The organism is Metabacillus indicus LMG 22858, assembly GCF_000708755.2.
Lineage (GTDB): Bacteria > Bacillota > Bacilli > Bacillales > Bacillaceae > Bacillus_P > Bacillus_P indicus.
Window position 1 is genome coordinate 1428659 of the sequence record NZ_JGVU02000002.1, and the last position, 26272, is coordinate 1454930.

At 45.6% G+C, this 26272-nt stretch carries 25 protein-coding genes and 1 other annotated feature; of the genes, 9 read left to right on the forward strand and 16 right to left on the reverse strand.

The window, feature by feature from the left end:
* Positions 1–8: 8 nt before the first annotated feature.
* A complete protein-coding gene (locus AZ46_RS10645) occupies positions 9–1682 on the forward strand; it encodes a hypothetical protein (RefSeq protein ID WP_029279340.1) in 1674 nt (557 codons plus the stop codon).
* A gap of 34 nt (positions 1683–1716) precedes the next feature.
* Here the strand turns inward: AZ46_RS10645 and AZ46_RS10650 are convergent, their stop codons facing one another.
* From AZ46_RS10650 to AZ46_RS10660, 3 genes are all read right to left on the reverse strand, one after another.
* Positions 1717–3429 carry a sensor domain-containing diguanylate cyclase gene (locus AZ46_RS10650; RefSeq protein WP_029279339.1) on the reverse strand — a complete coding sequence of 571 codons (1713 nt, stop codon included), beginning with the start codon at positions 3427–3429 and terminating at the stop codon, positions 1717–1719.
* An 83-nt stretch (positions 3430–3512) separates the two neighbouring features.
* Positions 3513–4817, reverse strand: coding sequence for a bifunctional folylpolyglutamate synthase/dihydrofolate synthase (locus AZ46_RS10655; protein ID WP_029279337.1), 1305 nt, complete (start codon positions 4815–4817; stop codon positions 3513–3515).
* A 72-nt stretch (positions 4818–4889) separates the two neighbouring features.
* A complete protein-coding gene (locus tag AZ46_RS10660) occupies positions 4890–7532 on the reverse strand; it encodes a valine--tRNA ligase (protein ID WP_029279335.1) in 2643 nt (880 codons plus the stop codon).
* A gap of 75 nt (positions 7533–7607) precedes the next feature.
* Positions 7608–7837, reverse strand: a binding site (T-box leader).
* Positions 7838–7998: 161 nt separating this feature from the next.
* Here AZ46_RS10660 and AZ46_RS10665 point away from each other — a divergent pair.
* Positions 7999–8190, forward strand: a complete 192-nt coding sequence (locus AZ46_RS10665; RefSeq protein WP_029279333.1) for a hypothetical protein — start codon at positions 7999–8001, stop codon at positions 8188–8190.
* A 27-nt stretch (positions 8191–8217) separates the two neighbouring features.
* Here AZ46_RS10665 and ysxE read toward each other — a convergent pair whose 3' ends face one another.
* Both ysxE and spoVID read right to left on the reverse strand, forming a co-directional pair.
* Positions 8218–9255 (reverse strand): spore coat protein YsxE, encoded by a 1038-nt coding sequence (gene ysxE / locus AZ46_RS10670; RefSeq protein WP_081414174.1) that lies wholly within the window; start codon positions 9253–9255, stop codon positions 8218–8220.
* A gap of 93 nt (positions 9256–9348) precedes the next feature.
* Complete coding sequence (gene spoVID / locus AZ46_RS10675; protein ID WP_029279330.1) at positions 9349–10356, reverse strand: stage VI sporulation protein D; 1008 nt, start codon at positions 10354–10356, stop codon at positions 9349–9351.
* A 155-nt stretch (positions 10357–10511) separates the two neighbouring features.
* Between spoVID and AZ46_RS10680 the strand changes: the two genes are divergently transcribed.
* Positions 10512–10700, forward strand: coding sequence for a CsbD family protein (locus AZ46_RS10680; RefSeq protein WP_029279327.1), 189 nt, complete (start codon positions 10512–10514; stop codon positions 10698–10700).
* Positions 10701–10783: 83 nt separating this feature from the next.
* A complete protein-coding gene (locus AZ46_RS21950) occupies positions 10784–10951 on the forward strand; it encodes a SoxR reducing system RseC family protein (RefSeq protein ID WP_139015502.1) in 168 nt (55 codons plus the stop codon).
* A gap of 39 nt (positions 10952–10990) precedes the next feature.
* Here the strand turns inward: AZ46_RS21950 and hemL are convergent, their stop codons facing one another.
* Genes hemL through hemA form a run of 6 tightly spaced genes read right to left on the reverse strand, consistent with a single transcriptional unit; the run spans position 10991 to position 17235 of the window.
* On the reverse strand, positions 10991–12277 hold the full coding sequence (gene hemL, locus AZ46_RS10685) for a glutamate-1-semialdehyde 2,1-aminomutase (protein WP_029279325.1): 1287 nt from the start codon (positions 12275–12277) through the stop codon (positions 10991–10993).
* A gap of 19 nt (positions 12278–12296) precedes the next feature.
* Positions 12297–13277, reverse strand: a complete 981-nt coding sequence (hemB, locus tag AZ46_RS10690) for a porphobilinogen synthase (protein WP_029279323.1) — start codon at positions 13275–13277, stop codon at positions 12297–12299.
* Positions 13278–13280: 3 nt separating this feature from the next.
* A complete protein-coding gene (locus tag AZ46_RS10695) occupies positions 13281–14063 on the reverse strand; it encodes a uroporphyrinogen-III synthase (protein WP_029279321.1) in 783 nt (260 codons plus the stop codon).
* On the reverse strand, positions 14063–14995 hold the full coding sequence (gene hemC / locus AZ46_RS10700; protein ID WP_029279319.1) for a hydroxymethylbilane synthase: 933 nt from the start codon (positions 14993–14995) through the stop codon (positions 14063–14065). Before hemC ends, AZ46_RS10695 begins: the two co-directional genes overlap by 1 nt.
* Before the next feature lie 32 nt (positions 14996–15027).
* Positions 15028–15861: a cytochrome C assembly family protein gene (locus AZ46_RS10705; RefSeq protein ID WP_029279318.1), complete on the reverse strand. Its 834-nt coding sequence runs from the start codon at positions 15859–15861 to the stop codon at positions 15028–15030.
* Between the two features lie 18 nt (positions 15862–15879).
* On the reverse strand, positions 15880–17235 hold the full coding sequence (gene hemA, locus AZ46_RS10710; RefSeq protein WP_029279317.1) for a glutamyl-tRNA reductase: 1356 nt from the start codon (positions 17233–17235) through the stop codon (positions 15880–15882).
* 268 nt (positions 17236–17503) lie between these two features.
* On the opposite strand from hemA, the gene AZ46_RS10715 reads away from it, so the two are divergent.
* The 4 genes from AZ46_RS10715 to AZ46_RS10730 all read left to right on the forward strand — a co-directional run bounded on the left by AZ46_RS10715 (position 17504) and on the right by AZ46_RS10730 (position 18946).
* A complete protein-coding gene (locus AZ46_RS10715; RefSeq protein WP_029279315.1) occupies positions 17504–17989 on the forward strand; it encodes a LiaF transmembrane domain-containing protein in 486 nt (161 codons plus the stop codon).
* A gap of 122 nt (positions 17990–18111) precedes the next feature.
* Positions 18112–18369, forward strand: coding sequence for a hypothetical protein (locus tag AZ46_RS10720; RefSeq protein ID WP_234703411.1), 258 nt, complete (start codon positions 18112–18114; stop codon positions 18367–18369).
* Between the two features lie 105 nt (positions 18370–18474).
* Positions 18475–18621, forward strand: coding sequence for a hypothetical protein (locus tag AZ46_RS21955; RefSeq protein ID WP_161781208.1), 147 nt, complete (start codon positions 18475–18477; stop codon positions 18619–18621).
* Between the two features lie 115 nt (positions 18622–18736).
* Entirely contained in the window at positions 18737–18946 is a 210-nt protein-coding gene (locus tag AZ46_RS10730; protein WP_029279303.1) for a hypothetical protein, read from the forward strand.
* Here the strand turns inward: AZ46_RS10730 and AZ46_RS10735 are convergent.
* Positions 18943–19191, reverse strand: a complete 249-nt coding sequence (locus AZ46_RS10735) for a hypothetical protein (protein WP_029279297.1) — start codon at positions 19189–19191, stop codon at positions 18943–18945. The genes AZ46_RS10730 and AZ46_RS10735 overlap by 4 nt on opposite strands.
* An 82-nt stretch (positions 19192–19273) precedes the next feature.
* Between AZ46_RS10735 and AZ46_RS10740 the strand changes: the two genes are divergently transcribed.
* Complete coding sequence (locus AZ46_RS10740; protein ID WP_035319204.1) at positions 19274–19909, forward strand: hypothetical protein; 636 nt, start codon at positions 19274–19276, stop codon at positions 19907–19909.
* 38 nt (positions 19910–19947) lie between these two features.
* Here the strand turns inward: AZ46_RS10740 and yihA are convergent, their stop codons facing one another.
* The 4 genes from yihA to clpX all read right to left on the reverse strand — a co-directional run bounded on the left by yihA (position 19948) and on the right by clpX (position 26257).
* Positions 19948–20535, reverse strand: coding sequence for a ribosome biogenesis GTP-binding protein YihA/YsxC (yihA, locus tag AZ46_RS10745; RefSeq protein WP_029279293.1), 588 nt, complete (start codon positions 20533–20535; stop codon positions 19948–19950).
* A complete protein-coding gene (gene lon, locus AZ46_RS10750; protein WP_029279291.1) occupies positions 20532–22856 on the reverse strand; it encodes an endopeptidase La in 2325 nt (774 codons plus the stop codon). Before lon ends, yihA begins: the two co-directional genes overlap by 4 nt.
* Positions 22857–23060: 204 nt before the next feature.
* On the reverse strand, positions 23061–24719 hold the full coding sequence (lonB, locus tag AZ46_RS10755) for an ATP-dependent protease LonB (RefSeq protein ID WP_029279288.1): 1659 nt from the start codon (positions 24717–24719) through the stop codon (positions 23061–23063).
* 272 nt (positions 24720–24991) lie between these two features.
* Positions 24992–26257: an ATP-dependent protease ATP-binding subunit ClpX gene (gene clpX, locus AZ46_RS10760; protein WP_029279286.1), complete on the reverse strand. Its 1266-nt coding sequence runs from the start codon at positions 26255–26257 to the stop codon at positions 24992–24994.
* Between the last annotated feature and the right edge of the window lie 15 nt (positions 26258–26272).

The following is a 26272-nucleotide window of genomic DNA, read 5'->3' on the forward strand; positions in this document are numbered from 1 at the left end:
TGATTGGTTTGAAAAAGTTAAATCAGAATGGCTATGCCCTGCTTAACGTGCTGATGGTTTTTACATTGGTCACCATTTGGGGAATCTCACTCCTCAGCATAACAATCAGTTCTCAAGCATATGTAAAGCATTCTAAAACGTACCTTGAGGATATGACGAAAGCAGAAAAACGCCTTGACGAAGCGTCCGCAGAATATGAAGTTCTTTTAGAAGGCATCAACAATGAAGTGCTGAATTCTCAAACACTGCTCACTAAATTGGGCAGTTTGGAGGCAAGAATTGAACAGCGGTCAGGTATTGAGGTAATCGCAAAAACACTTAAGCAGATCACTGCAACCAACAATCTGTTTGTGCAGACTGTCGATATTACTGCTCCGGTCGGGCCTGAACATGCCGGAAAAAAATTAAAGCGAACTCTAAAGGTGTCTACAATTGCAGATATCTTTAATTACGGGGTAGTAACGAATGGAGATTTAACATTAAACGGTGCAGTAGATATTAAGGGGAACATCTTTGTACAGAAAAGGCTTTATTTAAGCAATAGAGGAAAGTTCATTCAATCTGGTACAACGTATTATCCTGGAACCGTTTATCCGTCGATACAGGGTGATATGACAGTAAAAGGGCTGGATGCTTCGGGTCAGCCCTATTCATCTGCCTATTTTTACAACAGTTCTTCTTCCAGCACCACCGCTCAAAATTTCCGGCCGATAACGAATACAGGCAGCCTGTCGAGTTATTTTGTGTCATCTCCAAGAATAAGAGATGCAATTGTTTCAACAAACCAGATTAACATTCTGGGCCGGATTAATGAAAAACATGCAGCTTACACAGCAAGAAAAGGACAAATAGCAAACGGTTTAAACAACAGCCTCCTTTCCGGCACCACCGTTTACAATACCAGCAAAAAGTTTCTTCAAAATCTTGAATTGACCGGTGTTCTCAACGTAGCAGGCGATGTTTTGATGGAAGGCAATTTCACTATGGGGGAAGCAGGCAGGCTCATTACAAGCGGCAATGTCTTTATTAATGGACAGGCGGATCTAAAAGGCACCATCGAATTAACAAACCCGAACAGCTATGTCTATATTAACGGAAAAGCTGCGATATCAAATCTGAATCTCGATGGACAAATGTATATCTCGGATGCAGCAGATATCCGATCAGATTTTAATACGAACGGAACGGTTTATGTGGAAAAGAATACATCAATCGAAAATCTCAACAATGTAAGCGGCGGAACAGCGGTTATCTTGAGCAACGGCAGCATGCTTGTCGCAAACAATAATGAGTACAGCAGTACACCGAAGATTATTGATGCTTTTCTTTATTCCAATGAAACGCTTGAAATGTACGGAGTAGGTTCCAACATTAAAATTAAAGGAGGCGTTTATGGATCGAATATTATCTTGAACGCCACCAAGGGAGAAACAAGAAATAGCCTAGGTGGACGATATGTCTGGGTTGGCCCTAAATGGTATCATTATGAATGGCGCTATGATTTAGATCCTGAACTTTATAACAACGTCGGCGGACTGTATTTTGAAAAAAATCAGCAAAAGCCGGGATTGCCCTCAAGGCTGCAAATAGAATTCAAAGAGGACCTGATCCTTAATCCCCCTACAGGCATTCCGACAGTAGAAAAACTGAAAGTCGAGACCATTGATACCGAAGTTAAATAACAAAAAAAGCCGGCATTTTTTATGCCGGCTTTTCCTATTTCACATATTCCGCAACCCTGTTCCGTCCCGCCTGCTTTGCACCGATGTACATGGCGCGGTCTGCGTGGCGGATGAGGTCGAGCGGTCCTTCTGCATCTTCAGGGGCTGTTGCATAGCCGATGCTTGCTGTGATGGAGACAGGCTGCCTCTTTCCGTGATGCTGGATGCTTTGTTCGACGATAAAGGGACGGTTTGCAATGCTTTGGCGGATGCCCTCAGCGGTTGCAAAGCACGCAGGCTTGTCCATATTTGGAAGAAGGATCACAAATTCTTCCCCGCCGTACCTTGCAACCGTACCTCTGTCACCTATGAATCTCGTAAGCCGCTCAGCAAGCGAGATCAAAATTTCATTCCCTGCCTGGTGCCCGTATGTATCATTCACCTTTTTAAAGTGATCAATGTCGAGCAGGATCAGCGAAAGCTTCTGCCCTTTGAGCTGAACCAGTTCAGTGTATTCATATTCAAGAAGCTTTTCCATATAGCGGTAATTGTAAAGGCCCGTTAATGGACAGCGTTCACTTTGTTTTTTCGTTTCTTCGTAGCTCTTTGCATTTTCAATTGCCACACCAAGATAGGCGGTCAATAGATCCGTAATCATCAGCTGCGCCCGGTCATAAAACCGTTTCTTGTTAGACGCCAGAATGACAATCCCGACGACCTTCTGGTTTCTGACAATCGGAACGGCAATCACGCTTTCTATGCTTTCCGGCAGGAGTGTTCTCTCAAGCTTTGCCCAGTGGTCCCTCTTTTTGTAGAGCACGCTTTTTTTGGTTGCATAGACGAGGCCGCTTACGCCCTGGTGAACGGAAATGGACTCTTTTGCGTGTTTCACAATCTTTCCGTTGTCGAGCTTTCGGATGACCTTCAGTTCATTGTCGCTGATGACATCAATGATATAAGCATAGTCCGCTTTGATCATGGACGTCAGTTTGTCCAGATACACTTCAACGACTTCCTTCACTTCAAGCCTTTCAGTAAGCTGATGGCCGATTTCGCTCGCTTGCTGAAGATAGGTATTCAGCCGCTGGCTCTGTGAGAGAAGCAGGAGGATAAACGAGATTCCCACAAAAGGAATTCCTACAAAGAAGAGAGCCTGCGGTCCAAGGTCAAGATAGAGCAGGTAGAGCAGAATGCCAACCGGCAAAAACATGAGCGTTGTGAAGATCTCCCACAGAAAATCCCTGGAAAAAAACTTTTCTTTCTTTTTGTAGAAGATTCCTCTGATGACATGCTGCAGAAAGAAATGATTCACAAGACAGATGGTAAACGAATAGGCAATGACCTTCAGGATGAACGGCAGCGTTAGAGCCTCATGATCATGTGTGCCGCCAATCGCATAATAGACGGCTGCCCCTGCTGCTGATACGATCAAAAACATCAGCGAGTTTGTTGGATACCGGTAAATTTCCCGTTTTCCGATTCTGAGCTTCAGCAGGAGCACGGTGAGCGCTGCCTGCATAAGAATCATTTCAACAAAAGGCCCAAAAAGGAGAAAAACGGATATGGAAACACCCTGTGCGAAAAAGACAGGGGTTTCGTTGACAATGATCGGGAAAATCGAAACAATGCACATGAAAACCAGAAAAGCGGCAATCGTCCATTCATTTCCTGAAATCTTTACCGGCCAGAGAGTGTAAGCTGCAAATAGTGCTGAAGGAAATACAAAAGCCCAGACGGCCCATAAAATGGACTTCAGCTTTGTTTCCATGGATTGTCCTCCTCTCCCGCCGTGCTGTTTTTTATATTTTAACAAAAATTCAGATTTCTGTCATTTATTTCGGGACTATCAGCCTAATTTTCATGTGATATTTTTCGACAATAAGGCCTAACCTCAGAAATGAAGTAGAGAGAACCTGTGACTAAATAGATGTCCCCGCTCTCACCTGCTGTCATCATTTCATCAATCGCCCCTTTCCAGTCTTCATGGAACGATTTTACCGGATGCGTGCATGCTTCATACAGCTCTGATGCGCAAGCAGCTCTCGGAAAATCAAAAGTTGTGAAATGCATGGTATCTGCAATAGCGGAAAGAGTTGAAATCATCGGGCTGTATTCCTTGTCCTTCAGGGCAGAGAAAAGAACATGGATCCGCTTGCCGGCATAGTGCCTTCTCATCACTGCCGCAAGACTTTCCGCTCCCTCTTTATTATGAGCACCGTCAAGAATGATGGCAGGAAACTCGGAAACCTGTTCAAACCTTCCGCTCCAATTTGTCTGATGAAGGCCTTTTCGAATGTGCTCATCCCCAGCAGCAAACAAGTCATGAACCCTTAAATAATCCAGAGCCATAACAGCAAGCGCGGCATTTTGCACCTGATGCTCTCCCCTCATGGAGATCTCAAGCCCTTCGAATGAGTGATATGGTGTTTTCATATCGAACCTCTCCCCGCCTCTTAGCGGTTCGTGTTTCAGAACAGGAAAAGAATCGTGGAAAAGATCAGCGTTTTTTTCTGCCGCTCTTCTTTTTATAACGTTCAAAGCACGCTCATCCGTTACTGCCGTAAGCATCGGTACACTCTGTTTAATAATGCCCGCTTTTTCACCGGCAATTTCCTCTATGGTGTTCCCCAGAATATGCATGTGATCATAGCCGATGCTTGTAATCATGGTCAGGACCGGCTCTGAAATATTCGTTGAATCTAATGTGCCTCCAAGCCCTGTTTCAAGCAGCAGCACATCTGTTTTTTCATGGTTTCCGAAATAATAGAAAGCCATGGCGGTGATGATTTCAAACTCGGTCGGCCCTCCAAGCTCTGTTTGCTCAAGCTCGTCTGACAGCGGTTTTATCGTATTTGCCAAAAACAGCATCTCCGCATCCGGAATAGGAATTCCGTTCATGCTGATCCGCTCGTTGAAGGTTTCAAGGAACGGGGATGTGAAAGTGCCGGTTTTATAACCTGCTTCTGTAAGCACGTTTCTCATGTAGGCAATGGTCGATCCTTTTCCGTTTGTGCCTGCCACATGGACGGTTTTCACTTTTTTATGCGGATTACCGAGTCTGTCAATCAGCCATTCCATACGCTTCAGGCCGGGTTTGATGCCGAATCTGAGGCGGGAATGTATCCACCCGACAGCTTCTTCGTACGTTTGAAACATATCATCTGCCCCTTCTTTTTATGTACATGAAAACTCGGGCATGATCATCAATCACACCCGAGCCTTTGTCATTCAGCCTTTCAGCTCTCCGATTCTTGAAAGAACGGCTTCTCTTTTTTCTGTATAATCTTTTTCTTTCGCGCGTTCTTCTTCTATAACCTTCTCAGGCGCTTTTTTAACGAAGCCTTCATTGCTCAACTTTTTCTGAACACGTTCAACTTCTTTATTTAATTTATCAAGCTCTTTCTCAAGGCGTGCAATTTCTTCATCGAGGTTGATCAAGCCTTCAAGAGGGAAGATCAATTCCGCTCCTGTTACAACAGATGTCATCGCTTTGTCGCCTGTTTCAGCATCTATGCCGATCGAAAGGCTTGACGTGTTGCAGAAACGCTCGATATAGGCGCGGTTCTGCTCGAGCTGATTTTGGATGTCTGCTGATTTTGCCTTGATCATCATTGGAATTTGCTTGCTCATCGGCGTGTTCACTTCTGCTCTTACATTTCGAACCGACCGGATTACTTCAACTAGAAGCTTCATATCTGCCGCCGCAGCTTCATCCGTAAGTGAAGGATCAGCAACCGGCCATTTGGCGGTTGTAATGGATTCCCCTTCGTGAGGGAGGTTCTGCCAAATTTCCTCGGTAATAAACGGCATGAACGGATGAAGAAGTCTCATCGTGTTATCTAGTACATATGCAAGAATTGAACGGGTTGTCTTTTTCGCCGCTTCGTCTTCGCCATAAAGCGGAAGCTTCGCCATTTCAATGTACCAGTCACAGAAATCATCCCAGATAAAGTTGTACAGATGACGGCCGATTTCACCAAATTCGTATTTATCGGCAAGCTTTGTCACGTGCTCGATTGTTTCATTGAGGCGTGTAAGAATCCACTTGTCAGCCACTGATTTTTCACCGGTCAAATCGATTTCATCATATTTCAGGCCGTCCATGTTCATCAGCGCAAAGCGTGAAGCGTTCCAGATCTTATTGGCAAAGTTCCATGTTGCTTCTACTTTTTCGTAGCTGAAACGCAGATCCTGGCCAGGCGAGCTTCCTGTTGAAAGGAAGTAACGAAGAGAATCCGCTCCGTACTTATCGATTACATCCATCGGGTCTACGCCGTTTCCAAGTGATTTACTCATTTTGCGTCCCTGCTCATCGCGGACAAGTCCGTGAATCAGCACGTCTTTGAATGGACGCTTGCCGGTAAATTCAAGACCCTGGAAAATCATGCGGGAAACCCAGAAGAAAATGATGTCATAGCCTGTTACAAGCACATCTGTCGGATAGTAGCGCTGATAGTCAACTGAATCCTCATCCGGCCAGCCCATTGTAGAAAACGGCCACAGTGCCGAACTGAACCACGTATCAAGCACGTCTGTATCCTGTTCCCAGTTTTCAAGGTCTGCAGGCGGTGCGTGATCAACATGCACTTCGCCTGTTTCTTTATGATACCAGGCAGGTATGCGGTGTCCCCACCAAAGCTGTCTTGAAATACACCAGTCGCGGATATTTTCCATCCAGCGCATATAGGTATTCTCAAAACGGTTTGGAACAAAGTTCACTTTGTCTTCTTTGTCCTGAAGCTCAATCGCTGCATCTGCAAGTGGCTGCATCTTAACGAACCACTGCGTAGAAAGGTACGGCTCAACAACCGCTCCGCTCCGTTCGCTGTGCCCGACTGAATGCATGTGCTCTTCAATTTTGAACAGAACATCCATTTCCTGAAGATCCTTCACGATCTGCTTTCTGCACTCAAAACGGTCAAGTCCGCTGTAGATTCCCGCTTTCGCATTCATCGTTCCGTCCTCGTTCATCACAAGAACACGTTCAAGGCTGTGGCGGTTTCCGATTTCAAAGTCATTCGGATCGTGCGCCGGAGTAATCTTAACCGCTCCGGAACCGAATTCCATATCTACATAGTCATCTCCGACAATCGGAATTTCGCGTCCTACGATAGGGAGAACAACGGTTTTGCCGATCAAATGCTTGTAGCGCTCATCTTCCGGGTGAACAGCAACCGCTGTATCGCCAAGCATCGTTTCAGGACGTGTCGTGGCAACTTCAATGGCACCGGAACCGTCTGACAGCGGGTAGCGCATGTGGTAAAATGCGCCCTGAACATCTTTATAGATAACTTCTATATCAGAAAGAGCCGTTTTTGTCTGCGGATCCCAGTTGATAATATATTCGCCGCGGTAAATGAGTCCTTTTTTATAAAGAGAGACAAATACCTCATTAACCGCTTTTGAAAGGCCTTCATCAAGCGTAAACCGCTCTCTTGAATAATCTAGGCCAAGGCCAAGCTTAGACCACTGCGCGCGGATATGGGATGCGTATTCTTCTTTCCATTTCCATGTTTCCTCAACAAACTTTTCGCGACCAAGGTCATAGCGGGACTTGCCTTCCTCGCGAAGCTTTCCTTCAACTTTTGCCTGAGTAGCAATTCCTGCATGGTCCATTCCAGGCAGCCAGAGAACGTCATAGCCCTGCATGCGTTTCATGCGCGTCACGATATCCTGAAGCGTCGTGTCCCAGGCATGGCCAAGGTGTAGCTTTCCTGTTACGTTCGGCGGGGGGATGACAACCGTGTACGGCTGCTTTTCCTGGTCGTTTGAAGCTTCAAAAAACTTTCCCTTCAGCCAGTAGTCGTAGCGATCGCGCTCAATTGCCTGCGGATCATATTTTGTAGAGAGTGTCTGCTCCTTGTTCTCCATGTTTCTTCCTCCTTAAAATCTTCAAATCAGTTCATTTCCGCACTTTTCGGAAAATAAAAAACTCCCCTCGTCCGGTAAAAGGACGAAAGGAGTTGATTTCGCGGTGCCACCTTTTTTCACAGGCAAAAAAGAACCTGTGCTCTCAAATGGGATAACGGCGTTCATGCCGATTCTCTCTACTTCATGGTTCAAGAGAATTACTCCAGGGCGACCTTCAAGCACGCTTGTTTAAGAAATCTCTCAGCAGGCGATTTCTCTCTCTGAAAACAGCTTTCCGCTTTACTCTTCCCTATCACGGTATGTGTTCGATTATGAAAACATGATATATGTTGTATTGTATACAATCCAGTCATTTCACGTCAATCATCTTCTCCATTTTTCACAGTCTTTATTCCCGAAAAGGCACAAAACTGGGTAAATGCACATATTCTTTATACAAGAAGGATTCAGTGAGGAGAGTTTTAGGATGCGCAGAAAAATAAACGATTATAACCTGTCGCCGTATGTAAAGCAGTTTAAGCTCATTGCCGGACAGTTCATCGTGCCGATTACCATCTTTCAGACCGTCCGGACCCTGATTTTCCCGTCGCCCGTCGACCTTGTCCTGCTGGCGCTGCTGATATTGCTTGGGGTGGCGCTTTATATGGAATGGATTTAAAAAACCCAATCACTGATTGGGTTTTGTTTATGTCGACTGCTCTGCGGCCAGTTTTTTGTTTTCTTCGATCTGCGTCACCTTCATGACGAAGTACTCGATGTTTTTAAAGGTCCAGTAAGATTTGATCAGGTCCTGATTTTTCTGAAGCTGCGACGCGCTTCTGTCATTCAGGTTCATGTGCTTTTTCACTTGTTTGTAGACAAAATCCGGATAGGCAAGATAGCAGATGAACAGCTGCATTTCCTCTTCTCTGTATGGAAACGTCTGCTGATAGGTGTAAAACCAGTCGGCACAGTTATCATCTGCAAACGGGTACGTATGGAACGTCCTGTGGTAAAAGAGAAGCGCATCATCAATGGGCGATGAATACCTGGCATGTTCAAAATTGGTGAAATACCCCGTTCCCTGTTCATCATACAAGTAGTGATGAATGGACGCTCTGCCGTGGATCATGACTTGCCGCACATCCTCTTTTTCCTTCATCATCTCATACCACTCATCAAGTTTTTTGCGGGCAAATTCTGTCGCACGGGCGGTTTCAAAGTAATACGTGACGGCCTGCAGTTCAAACGGGGAGAGATACCACTTCTTCTCGCATTCCTCCACGTATTTTTCATACTGGGCTTTGTTGTCGTCCCATTGCTTGGCAAGGGTATCGTAGTGAATTTTCAGGGCATTCTGATTCAGCTTTTCCTCAGCAGCCGTTCTCTGGTGAAGCGCTGCAAGCTCCCTGAACATATTTTTATGCCGCTCATCCCGCTCTTCTTCTGTTTCGTTGGTGAGCCAGGGCATAATGTAGTACCAGTTTTCTCCGTCAGAGGTGAAAAACTGCCGGTGCCTGTTTCTGAAGATGGGTACATACCCTGAATAGCCTTTCTGATGAGCACCGTGAAGCGTTTCAATGAATTGGCCATTCCGGTTCGATGACATCTTTTTCAAGGCGTAGGAGGCACCTGAACTGGCATAGACCTTCGTCAGTTTATCTGTAACAGACTCCGCATATTCCGCTTTCAGCTCATACTCTTTTAAAACCTCCGCAAGTTTATCCATATTTTCTCTCATCATTTTTTGTCCCACTTCCTTTTAGCCGGGTCTCATTTAAAGAGACTTACAAAAAAAACAGCTGAGGAACTCTCCTCCCCAAGCTGCTTTCTTTTCTTAATGAGTATTTGCGTAAACAGGAATGTAAAGTGTCTGGCCTTCGTGCACATCTGCGCTTGAATTCAGCTGATTGACTCTGTGCAGCTGCTGGACCGTAATCCCGTAGCGGTCGCAAATGCTGTCAATAGTGTCACCCTGCTGGACAAGGCAGATCTTAAGCTTTGTAAACTCCTCTTCTTCATCCCGTTCAAAAAGCTTCGTCAAGTAGAGGGAGTTTTCCGTCTGCTTTGGTTCCTCCTGCTTTCTTGCCTGTTCTTCTTTTCTTGCTTTCGGACTTTGCTTTTGAGGCGCCTTATACGGTTCCTCATACTGCGGCCTGCTTGCAAAATAAGAAATGTCCGGTGCAGCCGCTTCTTCCTCTGCAGCCTCTTTTTTCACTTCTACATGAAACGGTTCATACAGATCGTCATGATTTTGGCTGCCTGCATGCGCAAAAGCATCATATTCTTCTACTTGCGTTTCCTCTTCATACAGTGCCTGAGGTGAGCGGAACAGCGGCTGGAGCTCTGGTTCCTGCTCCTGCTCAAACACATATTCCTGCTCCTGCTCCTGTTCTTCTTCCGCCTCAGCAGCCGCATCCCCGCTTGCAATACCACTGATTTCAAGGTCAGCTACGAGCCTAAGGTTTCTGCTTTCTGACAGATCATAATCAAAAGACTCAATCGTTACATACACTTCTTCCAAGTTTCCAATGCGGTTTCTCGGAATCGTGATATCTACAGGAAAACCGTGAACAAGCTGCGATATGCCGTCTTCTCTTGTTTCTACACTGCTGATAAACCGGAGATTGGCATATTCAAATTCCTCTTCGCTATAATCCTCATCTATTTTGTACTCACCCGTAAGCTTAAGCGCACCCCGAATCGAGATGTACTGGTCAAACTCCTGGATGGTGATGTCTGGATCTAATGAGATGGATAACAGCTCACCCACTTCCTGTCCCTTTTGAAACCAAACGGATTCCTCAACAGAGAACCGCAATGATGATTGTTGATCCTGTGACAACTTGAACTCCTCCTTTCAGGTGTCCTTACGAAAATACCTGTGACATTAAAGGAATATGCCGCACGGTGAAGGTTTATGATTTTTTTGATCAAATGCCTGGTTTAAGCTCAGGAAATGCAGGGAACATGAAGGATACAAGAAAGGAGTGTTTGATGATGTCAAAAGATCACGGCATGAGCGACAAAGTAAAAGGCAAGGTAAACCAGGCTAAAGGCGAAGTGAAAGATCAGGTGGGCAATGCAGCAAACAATCCTGAGCTTCAGCGTGAAGGAAAGAAAGACAAACTGAAAGGGAACCTTCAGGAAGACGCCGGAAAAGCAAAAGAAGGTTCAGCTAAATATTGAGTACATAGAGAACCTGCCGTCTGCAGGTTCTCTTTTTTCCGCCCCATTTGCTATACTAAAAGAAAAACATTCAGGAGATTAGTATGAGACCCCTATTCTTTGTTATCATCGGCGCAATTTTTCTGCTTCAGATTCCGTTATGGATCACGATTGTATCTGATTTGCTTATGATTGCCGTCGCCATTATCGGACTGACCATTATCCTTGCCAGCAAATGGCTGAGCCGGAAATCAGGATATACGCCCAAATAATAAAACCCCCTGCACATTGACTCGCAGGGGGTCTTCACTTTATTTAAGGGCAGCGAATGCTTTCTCTGCCGCTGCAATCGTTTTTTCAAGATCCTCATCACTGTGGGCAGTGGAAAGGAACAGACCTTCGAACTGTGACGGCGGAAGGAACACACCTTCGTTTGCCATTTCGCGATAGAACTTTGAGAAGTACTCGAGATTGGATGTTTTCGCTTTTTCGAAATTGATGACGTTCTCGTCTGTAAAGAAAAAGCCAATCATAGATCCCGCGCGATTCACTGTAATCGGAATGCCGTGTTTTTCAGCAGCCGCTGTTAATCCTTCTTCAAGGATGTCCGCTTTTCTGCCGAACTCTTTGTAGGTATCCGGAGTAAGCTGGCTGAGCGTTGCATAGCCTGCTGTCATCGCAAGAGGGTTTCCGGACAGGGTGCCTGCCTGGTAAATCGGTCCGCTTGGGGCAACCTGTTTCATAATGTCGGCACGGCCGCCATATGCTCCGACAGGAAGTCCGCCGCCAATCACTTTCCCGAGACATGTCAGGTCAGGCGTCACGCCGAAGTACCCTTGAGCACAGCCGTAATCAACGCGGAAGCCCGTCATCACTTCATCAAAGATAAGCAGTGAGCCGTACTCCTCTGTGATGCTGCGCAGGCTTTCGAGGAAGCCTGGAAGCGGAGGGACAACTCCCATGTTACCAGCCACCGGCTCAACAATCACACCGGCAATGTCATCACCGAACTGTTCAAAGGCATATTTCACGCTTTCCATGTCGTTGTATGGAACAGTGATCGTGTTCTTTGCTACTCCTTCAGGAACTCCCGGGCTGTCAGGCAGTCCAAGTGTTGCAACACCTGAACCTGCTTTGATCAGCAGGGAATCCCCGTGGCCGTGATAGCAGCCTTCAAATTTCAAAATCTTATTTCTTCCGGTAAAACCGCGTGCAAGTCTCAGGGCACTCATCGTTGCTTCTGTTCCCGAACTCACCATCCGGATGATTTCAATAGATGGCACGCGGTCAATCACAAGCTTGGCCAGCTCATTTTCAATCAGCGTCGGAGCCCCGAAGCTTGTACCGGATTCTGTCACCTTTTTAATGGCTTCAACAACCGCGTCATTTGTATGGCCTAAAATAAGTGGTCCCCATGAAAGCACATAATCAATATATTCATTACCGTCAATATCGTAAATTTTAGAGCCTTTTCCCCGCTCCATGAATATGGGATCCATAGCGACGGATTTAAAGGCGCGAACAGGACTGTTCACTCCGCCCGGCATCAGCCCTTGAGCTTCTGCGAAGGCCTTGCCTGATTTTTCATAACTGCGCATTTGACTTCTCCTCCTGCGATTAGTGTTGTTCCTTCAGCCAGCGTGCACAATCCTTGGCATGATATGTCAATATCATATCCACGCCTGCGCGCTTCATGCTGATCATCATTTCCATCACGATTGCCTTTTCATCGACCCAGCCGTTTTGTGCGGCTGCCTTGATCATGGCAAATTCGCCGCTTACGTTATATGCAACAATCGGCACGTTAAAGTTATTTTTCACATCGCGGATGATATCAAGGTAAGACAGGGCAGGTTTCACAATCAGGAAGTCCGCCCCTTCCATCATATCCGATTCTGCTTCTCTGAGCGCTTCAAGGCGGTTTGCAGGATCCATCTGATACGTTTTGCGGTCTCCAAACTGCGGAGTGCTGTGGGCAGCATCCCTGAACGGACCGTAAAAGGCGCTTGAGTATTTAATTCCGTATGACATAATCGGCACATCTTCAAATCCCGCTTCATCCAGGCCATGGCGGATAGCAGCCACAAACCCGTCCATCATATTTGAAGGAGCGATGACATCCGCACCCGCTCTTGCCTGGCTGATCGCAGTGCGCGCCAGCAGATCAAGGGTCGGGTCATTGAGGACTTTTCCCTCTTTCACAATTCCGCAGTGGCCGTGGTCTGTATACTGGCAAAGACACGTGTCGGCAATCACAACAAGCTCAGGGAAATTTTCTTTAATCTGTGCAATCGCACGCTGAACGATGCCGTGGTCATGGTAAGCCTGTGTGCCAAGCTCATCCTTTTGATCAGGCACTCCAAAGACGATGACAGACTTGATTCCGAGATCGCTTACCTCCTGCATTTCTGCATTCAGGTAATCAAGCGAAATCTGTTCAACGCCGGGCATTGATTTTACCTCATTGCGTTTTTGCTCGCCTTCAACAACGAAGATCGGATAAATAAAGTCTTCTGCGTGCAGATGTGTTTCGCGGACGAGTGACCTCATGCTGCCTGTGCTCCGGAGTCTGCGGTGTCTGTTAAATTGAATGTCCATAGCTTATTCCTGCCTTTCAGCGTGTGTTTGGATACGGTCAATCATGGCATCGATGGTGTACGGATCTGACACAATGCCGTCATAGCCGTACTTCTTAAGCGTTTTATGTGTGATCGGTCCAATGCTCACAAGCGTAACGCCCTTGAGCAGAGTATCCAGATTTTTGTTTTTCATGACCTTCATAAAGGCATCAACAGTGGATGAGGAGGTAAAGGTAATGTAATCGAGTTTTTGCTCCTCAAGCAGCTGCTCAATCCTGTTTCCATCCTCTGTATTATGTATTGTTTCATATAGCGTAAGGTCTGTCACGGAGAAGCCCTTGAGAGTCAATTCTTTCATGAGAATTTCCCTGGCAAGATTCCCCCTGAAGAGATAAATATGCTGGGACGGCCTGATGCTCCCCGCGATTTCTTCAGCAAGCCTTTCAGCTACATACTCCTTCGGCATGATTCTGACCGTATAGCCCCTGTCTTCAATCAGCTGCCTTGTTTTCCGCCCCACGGCGGCAAATGTGCAGTGCGACAGGAAATCAGAAGGGAAGCCGTGCTCTTTCAGAAAATCAAAAAAGAAAAGCACCCCGTTCATGCTCGTAAAGACGAGGCAGTCTTCAGCCTTAATACCTCGAACTGCCTCTTTAAGTTTATGTATATCCTTCGCTTTTTCAAAGGAAATCAGCGGAGCAGCAACAGGAACTCCGCCGGCTTTTTTAATTTTCGCTGCAAAAGTGGTTGCCTGTGTTTCTTCTCTCGTAATCAGAATGGTCTTTCCTGAGAGACCGCCGGCCATTAAAGGTCTAGCTCCTCTTTTACCTTGTCGATCAGCTGCTTTGCTCCCTGCGCAATCAGTCTTTCAGACACTTCTTTTCCCATGGCTACGGGATCTTTGCCTGTGATTCTTTCTTTATAAATCTCTTTTCCGTCAGGAGAGGCAATCAGTGCGGTAAGCGAAATTTCTTTGTCAAAAGCGACTTCTGCATACCCTGCAATCGGTACCTGGCATCCTCCCTCCATCACATGAAGGAAGGTGCGCTCCGCCTGAACGGCAAGCTGTGTCGCTTCATCCGTAAAATGGGACAAAAGAGTAAGCAGTTCTTGATCGTCTGCACGGCATTCGATGGAAAGCGCTCCCTGGCCGACTGCCGGAACGCAGTCTTTCGCATCAAGAAACTCTGTCACAACGTCCTGGCTCCAGCCCATTCTCGCAAGACCCGCTGCAGCTAGGATGATCGCATCGTAATCTTCGTGCTGAAGCTTTGCCAGGCGCGTGTCGATATTGCCTCTGATCCACTTAATATCAAGATCAGGCCTCATGGCAAGGAGCTGTGCGCTTCTTCTTAAACTGCTTGTTCCCACCACTGCACCCGCAGGCAGATCAGCAAGACTGACGTGATTTTTAGAAATAAAAGCATCCCGCGGATCTTCTCGGTGCGGAATGCAGCCAATTGTCAGCCCTTCCGGCAGAACAGCAGGCATATCCTTCATGCTGTGAACAGCCATATCAATCTCGCCGTCAAGCATGGCCTGTTCAATCTCTTTTACAAAAAGGCCTTTTCCTCCCACTTTCGAGAGGGTGACATCAAGAATCTGATCGCCCTTTGTCACGATTTCCCGGACTTCAAAGTCAAAAGGCAGCCCGATTTTTTTAAGCTGGTCAATCACCCAATTCGTCTGGGTCAAAGCCAGTTTGCTACGTCTGGATCCTACAATGATTTTGCGCATAATGAGTTCCTCCAACTAGGATGTATCTTGCATTAAGAGTCCCAAATATGAAACCTTGAAAGGCTTCCGAATAAAAAGAAATTAATTAATAAAATTAAAAAGGCTGCTGCGTTATAATAAGCAACCTGTTTTCCATGCCATTCCTTCACGATCCGGCTGTATAAATAATAGCCGTACACAAGGAGCATCATGAACGAACCGGTTACCTTCGCGTCGTACCAGTGGAAGTTCGGGATTTTTAAGTATGCCCAGATCATCCCGAGTATTAAGCTCAGTAACAGCATCGGTACACCAATCACATTTAATACATAGGACATGTGATCAAGCTTGGCCAGGTCGTCAATCCGGATAAGCTGCTTTCCCCATTTTTTCTTCTTCAGCAAATTATACTGAATCAAATACAGAATGGAAAAAACGAAAGACAGGGTAAAAGCCCCGTAAGACAGGATGGCCATTGTGATGTGTATAAACAAAAGCTCAGAAATCAGCTGTCCGGAAACCGCTGCCGATTCATATTGTGATGGCGCGAATGTGTGGATGCTGAGCATGATAAATCCGAGTACATTTGTAAAAAAGATGATAAAATCCGCTTTCAAAAAACGGTTTAAGACGACTGACAGCGTCACAAGCACCCACGAATAAAAATAAAGCCCTTCTGATATGTTCAGGACTGGAAATCTGCCGGTCTCAAACATTTGATAAAACAAAAAAATTGTTTGCAGCAGCCAAACAATAGAAAGCAACCAGAAGGCAATTTTGTTAGCCTTCCGGTTGTTATGAATAAAATCTATGAAAAAAAAGAGAACACTGAATGCATAAAGAATAATAATCAGTTCATTAATTCTAGGTAAACTCATTTCTGGCATACATCAAATTCCTCTCACTTACGTTTGAAGTGAAGCTCTTGCCTGCCCAGGCACTGCCTGAGAGCTGCTTAAAGAAACCGAGTTTTCTCTGCGTTTTTGCTCTTCAACTGCTTCTTCAATATCAAAGATCTTCATGAAAAGCTCCAGATTCTGTTCTGCGTCCGAATCAGCAGCAAGCTCTTTCACCTTAAGAATCGGATCGCGGAGCATTTGGTTAATGATGCTTTTGGTGTGCTTGTTCAGAAGCTTCAGTTCACGGTCAGTCAGATTAGGCATTTTGCGCTCGAGGCTTTGCATCGTTTCCGCCTGAATGCCAAGAGCTTTTTCGCGAAGCGCCGAAATGACAGGAACAACTCCGAGTGTGCCAAGCCATTGCTTGAAGGCGACAATCTCCGCCTCTAGCATTAATCCGATTTCCTCAGCTGCTTTTTGGCGCTCCTGAAGGTTTGCGTCCACAATTCCCTGAAGATCGTCAATATCATACAGAAACACACTTTCAAGTTCATCAAGAGCAGGGTCAAGGTCGCGGGGAACCGCAATATCCACCATAAACAGCGGCTTGCCCTTTCTCATTTTTTCAGCAGGAGCCATCATCTCTTTTGTGATGACAAAATCGCTTGAACCGGTTGAGCTGATCAGAATATCAGCTTCAACAAGCGCGCACTGAAGCTCATTTATCCCTTTTGCATGGCCGCTGAATTTCCTTGCCAGAACCTCTGCTTTTTCAAACGTGCGGTTAACAACCGTCACTTTGCGCACTCCGCTGCCATGAAGGTTCTGTGCAGCAAGCTCGCCCATTTTGCCGGCACCGAGAATAAGCACATGCTTGTTCGTCAGGTCGCCGAATATTTTCTTCGCAAGTTCAACAGCCGCATAGCTGACAGAAACTGCGTTAGCTCCGATATCAGTCTCAGAGTGTGCTTTTTTGGCAAGAGTCACTGCCTGCTTAAACAGATGGTTAAATACCGTTCCGATCGTACCTTCTGTTTGTCCGAGCATGAAGCTTGTACGCACCTGGCCGAGAATCTGTGTTTCTCCGAGGACCATTGAATCCAGTCCGCATGAAACACTGAAAAGATGCTCAATGGCACCATCATTTTCATACATAGTTAAAAAAGGAGAAAAGGAATCCTTATCAAGGCCGAACCACTCGGCTAAAAATGCTTTAATATAATAACGGCCAGTATGAAGCTGGTCCACAACCGTATAAATCTCTGTCCGGTTACATGTCGAAACAATGATGTTTTCAAGAATGCTCTTCTGCTCTTTCAGTGCTTTCATGGCATCTCCGAGTTCATTCGGCTGAAAGGTCAGTTTTTCACGGATTTCGACAGGGGCAGTTTTATAATTTAAGCCTACAGCTAAGATATGCATAATGTCATACACCCCACATACAAGAATTCTATTACTATTATACCATGTCTCTGTTTTTTCTCTTTTTACAAATGTGAACAGTTCTTGAAAGCTTGCCGGACTGTGATATCATACTAGTTAAACAGCCGGCATGATTCCGCATGACAATGCGGATTCGTGCTGATTTGTATTTTAAACAGCAAAAGCTGCAGCAAATTCGTCCACCTTGAACAATACCAAAAAAAGTGCTTACAATCAAGGTAATCGTCTTAATTCAGAGGTGACTGAAATGAAAAAATCGACAAACTTTTCTGCCTATGCCCTGCTTGCGATCGGTTTTTACTATGCGCTGGAAACCTTTCAGATCAAGCTTTTTGACCAGCAGCAGTCATGGCAGACACTGCTCATTCTTTTTGGGCTCGCTTTTCTGATCGGAGGCCATTTTGATCAGGATGAAAATGCCATACTTCCAGGCATTTTGCTTGGAGGACTCGGCGTGCACTTTCTTTGCTTCGGGCAGTTCCCCGACTGGCCTGAACACGCGCCTGCCATCACCTTTATCATCGGACTCGGCATCATACTCCGGTCGGCCAAAACAAAAACAGGATCCATACAAGGAATCATTCTACTCCTGCTCGCCGCATTTCTCCACTTTTTCGACTCGATCATTAACGGTCTCGGGTGGGTCGAACAAGGCGTTCAGGTCGTCCAGAAATTCTGGCCTGTTCTGTTAATTCTTGGCGGTTTTTACTTATTGTTTCTGAAAAAGAAGTAAATATGTAAGAAAATCCTCATAAAAGGGAAAGGAGTTTCATCTCCTTTCCCTTTTGTGTGTTTTCCAAACAAGTTCACACTGCACGCATCCAGAACATATACTAAGGTATTACAGCAGGAGAAATGGAGGATTGGATTGTGCCGGTATCTGTCGTATTCAATATGATCAATGTTGTAAGCATGGCTGCAAATTCCATCATTTCTTCGGGGCAGAACAGCCAGCCGGACTGGAATGCCCAGGGGAAATTCAATTCAGGAAACGGGAACTTCATCAATTCGGGTGCAATTGGCTGCACAAATATTATCAACGATCAGGATCTGGCCGATATGGCGATTGCCCAGCCTGAAAATATCAACCCTCAGCCTGTTTCACAGATTTAGATGAAAAGTTTATCTATTCAGTTCACCAATATAAATGTGACCTCCCTTTCTGGAAACTCCGGAATTTTCACGGGGACGAATACTCAATATGACTGGACAGTGAGCATGAAGAGCAATTATGGATTCGGGAAAATCATGGGTGCGAATAATCTGGCGGTAGATACAGTGAATATTATTCATGATGATGATTTTATGGATTCGGATTTTACCCAGAATCAGGGTTCCAATGATCAGCCTGTCTATCAGAGCTGACTGAAAACCACCGCAAACGGTGGTTTTCTTTTTGCCGCGGTCATACTTCACCGGAGATTCTATATACATGTAATAGGGGAAAATCGTGTGCAGAGTTTGAGAGAGGGGCCTGGAATTGGCAAACATCCATTTTCATTCAATAAATGTCTACCAGATAAAGCATAGCTCAGGCATGTTTTATGGAGAGAACTTTCAGTACAAATGGACAAATCGCTCAGGCGTCCATGAGGGATTTGGACGAGTACGCGGAAATTCCAATACCATTCATCATACATTCACATTGGCAAACGTTCAGAAAAAGAAAACAGACGGCGAACAGAATTAGGGTTCCCCACTTCCTTTGTCCGTCTGCTGAGACCCTTTTTCTTTTTTTACATGCTCATGCAGGACAAGATGTATCGTATGGGCGATTTCATTTTCATTGCCGGAGATTCTGCCGAAACCGGAGTGACTGCCTGCCGCAGTATTCCACTTGACCTGCCTGTTTCTTCCAATAAAAACCCCAGAGTTGTCAGCTATTTCAAGAACGTTAAGGTCCGAAAAAGATATTTTAGAGGATCTGATTTTCATTGCATCTGCCTCCAATCAAAATTCCGGTTTGCCTCCTATTTTATTCACCAGTCAGGCGAACGTGCTAAAGGGGTGAAACGGTATGACGCTTGAGGATGAGTCTTTCCTGACACTTCTTCGCAAAATTGAAAAAAGGCTGTATGCATTAGAGGAAGCGGTTAACGCTCAAAACCTCAGCCGCCAAACCTTTCACATAGACCGGGTACAAACTATGAATGTCCATGAACTTGTTTACAGGCTTGAAAATATAGATGTAAAGCAAGTGAACGGAACGATGAATATAGGAAATACATTTCATTCAAAATCACGTCAGCAGCCAAAGCGCGAAAATGATATTTCCATTATCGTTAATGGAAAACACATTCCTTACGAAATAAACGAAAAGAAATACAGTCAGCCTCTGCCTGATCATGATCAGGTCCTGTCCTCATCTTTTAGAATCGGAGATATACACATCGGCACAGTGGAAGGTGCCTCAGCCGTGAACTTCGGCAATAACTTTCCTTCCAATTTCAAAAACAGCAGCAAGCTGAATCAGGGGTTTGGCAACATCCTTGGAAACGGAAATGATATCCACGATATTTTTTCGCATCAGGATGAAAGGGATACAATTAAAGTTTTCAGCGAGGGGCCCGATCAGCCTCAGCCCGAATGGCTGAAATCGCTGAAAGAGGTGCAGAACGATGACACCGATGATGAGAAAGAGGCAGAAAAATAAAAAAACCTGTGCAGATTGTTCTGCACAGGTTTTTGCGTTTAGACTCCAGTGTACTGTCTGATGACAGCCCAGGATTCTTCTTTGCCAAGCCCTGTTTCGGATGAGAAGCAGATCATCGGGTCTTCAGGGTCCTTATTCAGCGTTTCTCTTACGACTTTCATGTGTTTTTGCCATTTGCCTTTAGGGATTTTATCTGCCTTTGTGGCAACGACCATGACAGGAATATCATAATGCTTCAAAAACTCATACATCATGACATCGTCTTTTGACGGTGCGTGGCGCAGGTCGACAAGAAGGACGGCTGCACGGAGCTGTCTTCTTTTCGTAAAATATGTTTCGATCATTTTTCCCCAGGCTTCGCGCTCGGTTTTTGAAACCTTTGCATACCCGTAGCCGGGCACATCCACAAAATGCATGATTTCATTGATGATGTAGAAGTTCAGGGTCTGGGTTTTGCCGGGCTTTGATGACGTTCTGGCAAGGTTCTTCCTGTTAAGCAATTTGTTGATAAACGATGATTTTCCTACGTTTGAGCGTCCTGCCAGTGCAATTTCAGGCAAATCAAGATCAGGGTACTGATCCGGCTTTACTGCACTGATGACGATCTCGGAACTTGTGACTTTCATTTACTCTCTCCCGTTAATGCATGCTGCAGCACTTCATCAAGATGTGATACAGGCACAAAAGTTAATTCACTCCGTACACTTTCCGGAATATCTTCAATATCCCGTTCATTGTCTTTTGGCAGGATGATTTTCGTCAGCCCTGCACGGTGAGCGCTTAGCGTTTTTTCTTTTAATCCGCCGATTGGTAGCACTCTGCCTCTAAGGGTAATCTCCCCTGTCATGCCTACTTCTTTTCTGACCGGCCGTCCGGTAAGAGCTGAAATTAAGGCAGTTGCCATGGTAATCCCTGCAGAAGGCCCATCCTTCGGCACAGCGCCCTCCGGAACATGAATATGAATATCATTTTTCTCGTGAAAATTCTCATCAATGTTCATTTCTTTAGCGCGCGAACGGATAAAGCTGAAGGCAGCTTGTGCAGACTCTTTCATCACATCGCCAAGCTTTCCGGTCAAAATCAGCTTTCCTTTGCCCGGTGAAAGCGACACTTCTATCGAAAGGGTATCTCCGCCGACTGTCGTATAGGCAAGGCCTGTCGCTACTCCAACTTGATCCTCAAGCTCTGCCTGGCCATACCTGAATTTATTCTTCCCAAGATAATCGGACAGGTTTTTATCTGTGATAATCAATTTCTTTTTCTCTTCGGATACAATTTGCTTCGCAGCTTTTCTGCAGATCGATGCAAGCTGGCGTTCAAGGCTGCGGACTCCTGCCTCGCGCGTATGGTAGCGCACGATGTTCCGGATCGCAGACTCTCTTATTTGAAGGTGGGACTTTTTCAATCCGTGATCTTTCAGCTGCTTTGGCAGCAAATGATCTTTGGCAATATGAATTTTCTCAAGCTCTGTGTATCCGGCGATTGTGATAATTTCCATCCGGTCACGAAGAGGCCCCGGGATCGTGGCCAGATTATTGGCTGTTGCAATGAACATGACCTTTGACAGATCATACGTCTCTTCAATGTAATGATCGCTGAACGTATGATTTTGTTCAGGGTCAAGCACTTCGAGCAGGGCTGAAGAAGGGTCCCCCCTGAAATCGTTGGACATTTTATCGATTTCATCAAGCAAAAAGACCGGATTAATCGTTCCTGCTTTTTTCATGCCCTGAATAATGCGTCCCGGCATTGCGCCCACATATGTTCTTCTGTGTCCTCGGATTTCTGATTCGTCTCTCACTCCACCGAGCGAAATACGGACAAAATGACGGTCAAGGGATTTTGCCACTGATTTTGCAAGGGACGTTTTCCCTACACCGGGAGGTCCTGACAGACAAAGGATCGGGCCTTTAAGCGAATTGGTCAGCTTCTGAACGGCAAGGTATTCAAGCACGCGGTCTTTTACTTTTTCAAGGCCGTAATGGTCTTCATCAAGAATTTTCTCGGCGCGCTTTAAATCAAGTCGGTCCTCTGTCGCATTTGACCAGGGCAGGGAAATGAGCCAGTCTAGATAATTGCGGATAACCGAGCTCTCAGCAGAAGTTGAAGGTACTTTTTCGTACCTCTCAAGCTCTTTAAGTGCTGTAAGCTTAACATGGTCAGGCATTCCAGCTTCTTCAATCCTGCTGCTTAGAATGTCCACTTCTCCGGTTTTGCCTTCTTTATCGCCAAGCTCTTTTTGGATGGCTTTCATTTGTTCGCGGAGATAGTATTCCTTTTGCGTCCGTTCCATTGACCTTTTAACACGCTGGCCGATTTTCTTTTCAAGCTGAAGAACTTCTTTTTCATTGTGAATAATCTCAATGACCTTGTTCAGCCGCTCTTTAATGTCAAGGGTTTCAAGCACTTCCTGCTTTTCTTTGAGCTTAAGCGGCAGGTGAGAAGCAATGATGTCAGCCATTCTGCCTGGTTCATCAATGTCAGAGACGGTTGAGAGCGTTTCACCGGAGATTTTTTTTGACAGCTTTATGTACTGATCAAAATGATCAAGCAGCGTTCTCATCAGCGCTTCATCTTCAGCATCCTTGCCGTCTCTTTCATCCAAAGGAAGAGCGCTTACCGAAAAATAGTCGCCTTCGTCTGTGTATTTGGTCATTTCTCCGCGCTGCATGCCTTCGACCAGAACTCTGATTGTTCCATTTGGAAGCTTCAGCATCTGTTTTATTTTTGTGAGCGTACCTACTTTGAAGATATCCTCTTCAGCAGGTTCATCAATTGAAATATCCCGTTGTGTCGTTAAAAAGATTATGTGATCATCCATCATCGCTTTCTCAAGCGCCTGTACGGATTTTTCGCGTCCTACATCAAGGTGAAGTACCATTGTCGGGTACACTAACAATCCTCTAAGAGGTAGGAGGGGGACGATTTTCTCTTCTTTTTTCGCCAACTTTAAAAGCACCTCCATGACTAAGTATCAATCATTATAATATAAGAGCTTCGTTCTTGTACAATCCTATTCTGCAGGCAGAGTCATCTGTAAAGCATATAGGTTTACCTTATGTAGTATACCCTTTCCGTGACCAGAAGACTAAAGAAATTACTTCTTAACTTCAAGCAAAATGCTTTTCCCCATTAAAAAAACCCCGAGATATTACCCGAGGTCCTGTTTTATAAGTGTAACCGGGTTTTCCAACTCAGTTGGCGGGTTGACGAATGCAAGGTCAAAGACTTCCTGCAAGTGAGCGACCGGTATGATGCTGATGCCTTCAATGGTCTTTAAAATAGACTGCATGTTTTCAGCAGGAATAATTACGGTTTTTGCGCCTGCAAGCTTGGCTGCTTTAATCTTAGGCACTACTCCGCCAATCGGCTTTACACTTCCGTGAATGCTGATTTCCCCTGTCATGGCTACTGTGTGATCGACCGGTATTTTATGAATGGCTGAGAAAATTCCCGTAGCCATCGCTATGCCGGCTGATGGACCGTCAACAGGAATGCCGCCTGGGAAATTGACATGAATGTCATAGTCATTTGCGTTGATGCCCATTGAGCGAAGGACCGTTATGACATTTTCAATCGATCCTTTTGCCATACTTTTTCTTCTGACGGATTTTCCTCTGTCGCCGATGCTTTCTTCTTCAACAATGCCTGTAATGTTTATTGTGCCTTTATCCTTTGCATAAATAACGGTTACCTCGATTTCAAGCAGTGAGCCTGAATTTGGACCGTGCACAGCAAGTCCGTTTACAAGACCGACCCTGGCGTCTTCATAGATTTTTTTATCATGCCGCGGCGTCAGCTGGCTTGAACTGACAACCCATTCAATATCCTGCATGGTGATTTCGCTGCGGTCTTCCGTCATGGCCATCCCGGCTGCAATCTGCATCATATTGACAACTTCGCGGCCGTTCCGCACATAAGACGTCAATGTGGCAATGCTCTTGTCGCTGACGTTCATATTCACTTTTACTGCTGCTTTTTTGGCAACAATGGCCAGTTCCTCTGACTCCAAATCCCTGAAAAAGACCTCAAGACATCTTGAGCGGATAGCCGGCGGAATTTCGTTCGGTGTTCTTGTTGTCGCACCGATCAGCCGGAAATCAGCAGGCAGTCCATTTTGAAAAATGTCATGAATATGGTTTGGAATTTGTGTGTTTTCTTCGCTGTAATAAGCACTCTCCAAAAAGACTTTTCTGTCTTCAAGCACTTTTAGAAGTTTGTTCATCTGTATAGGATGAAGCTCTCCGATTTCATCAATGAACAGCACACCGCCATGTGCATTCGTGACGGCTCCTTGCTTCGGCTGGGGAATCCCCGCTTGTCCCATGGCTCCTGCTCCCTGATAAATAGGATCATGAACAGAACCGATTAAAGGATCTGCAATGCCCCTTTCATCAAATCTCGCCGTTGTGGCATCAAGTTCAATAAAGACGGCCGAAGGCTTAAATGGGGACTTGGCATTGCGTCTTGCCTCTTCAAGAACCAATCTCGCAGCCGCGGTTTTCCCCACTCCGGGCGGACCATATATAATCACGTGCTGCGGGTTGGGTCCGCACAGGGCGGCTTTAAGGGCCTTAATGCCGTCCTCCTGCCCCACGATATCTGTAAAGCTTTTAGGACGCACTCTCTCAGATAAAGGCTCTGATAACTTAATTGATCTCATTTTCTTCAGCTGTTCCATTTCTTTTCGTGATTCGCGGTCAATTGAAACTTTCTGCGTACGCTGATTTTTTAATAAGTTCCAAAAGTACAAGCCAATGATGACCCCGAAAAAAAGTTGTACAAACAAGGCAATGCCAGTCCAGCTCATAGTGGTCCCTCCTACTGCGATGTCATTTTATCCCGCATAAACGTGCAGTAATCACCCGCCGGCTTTCCTGTCCGCACATGCCCGGTCTGTTCCACTCGTCATCTATTGATGAAAGTTTCACTGTACAAGCTAGTATCTCCGAGGGGTAATTTTAATAAACGTAAATATGCCAACTATAATTGCTCCGTTTATGTATAAAAACAATTGAAAACGAGAAAGGAAATAACAGCAAAAACCCCTGGAATACAAATTCCAGGGGTGTAAAATACAGGTTATGCAGATGTTTTGGTATCTTCGACGATAACCGTTCCATCTGTCAGCACTAGCTTAGGAGGAACTTTGTCTGTTACCGTTTCTGCCGTAATGACACACTTCGTAATATCGTCGCGGGACGGCAGCTCAAACATTACTTCAAGCATGATTCCCTCGATAATAGAACGGAGTCCGCGTGCGCCTGTTTTGCGTTCAATCGCCTTTTTGGATATTTCCATAAGGGCATTGTCTTCAAATTCAAGCTCTACGCCGTCAAGATCAAGCATTTTTTGATACTGCTTAACAAGCGCATTTTTAGGCTTTGTCAGAATTTCAACAAGGGCTTCCTCATCAAGAGGCTGGAGGCTTGCAATAACCGGCAGACGGCCAATGAACTCCGGAATAAGCCCGAAGCGGAGAAGATCCTCCGGAAGTACTTTAGACAGAAGCATTTTTTGGTCCAGATCATCATCCTTCTTATCGGATCCAAAGCCGATGACCTTCTGGCCAAGACGGCGTTTTACGATTTGCTCGATGCCGTCAAACGCTCCGCCGCAGATAAAGAGAATGTTTGTTGTATCGATCTGGATGAATTCCTGATGCGGATGCTTGCGTCCGCCCTGCGGCGGAACACTTGCAACGGTTCCTTCAAGAATTTTAAGAAGGGCCTGCTGCACACCTTCACCTGACACATCGCGAGTGATGGACGGGTTTTCGGATTTGCGGGCCACTTTATCGATTTCATCGATATAGATGATCCCTTTTTCAGCCTTTTCTACATCGTAATCAGCAGCCTGGATCAGTTTTAGAAGGATGTTTTCAACATCTTCCCCGACATATCCGGCTTCTGTAAGCGACGTTGCGTCGGCAATCGCAAACGGTACATTCAGGATGCGCGCCAGCGTCTGGGCAAGAAGGGTTTTACCGCTTCCCGTAGGCCCGATCATGGCGATGTTGCTTTTTGAAAGCTCAACTTCATCAATTTTGCTGTTGGAGTTGATGCGTTTATAGTGATTATAAACCGCAACTGCCAGGCTTTTCTTTGCCTGTTCCTGACCGATGACATATTCGTCAAGAATTTCACGAATCTCCTTCGGCTTTGGAACATCCTTAAATTCTACTTCTTCCTCTGTTCCAAGTTCCTCTTCAACGATCTCTGTGCACAGCTCTATGCACTCGTCACATATATAGACACCCGGTCCAGCAACTAATTTACGGACTTGGTCTTGTGTTTTACCGCAAAACGAACACTTAAGCTGACCTTTTTCGTCGTTAAATTTAAACATGTCTTCACCCCTTAT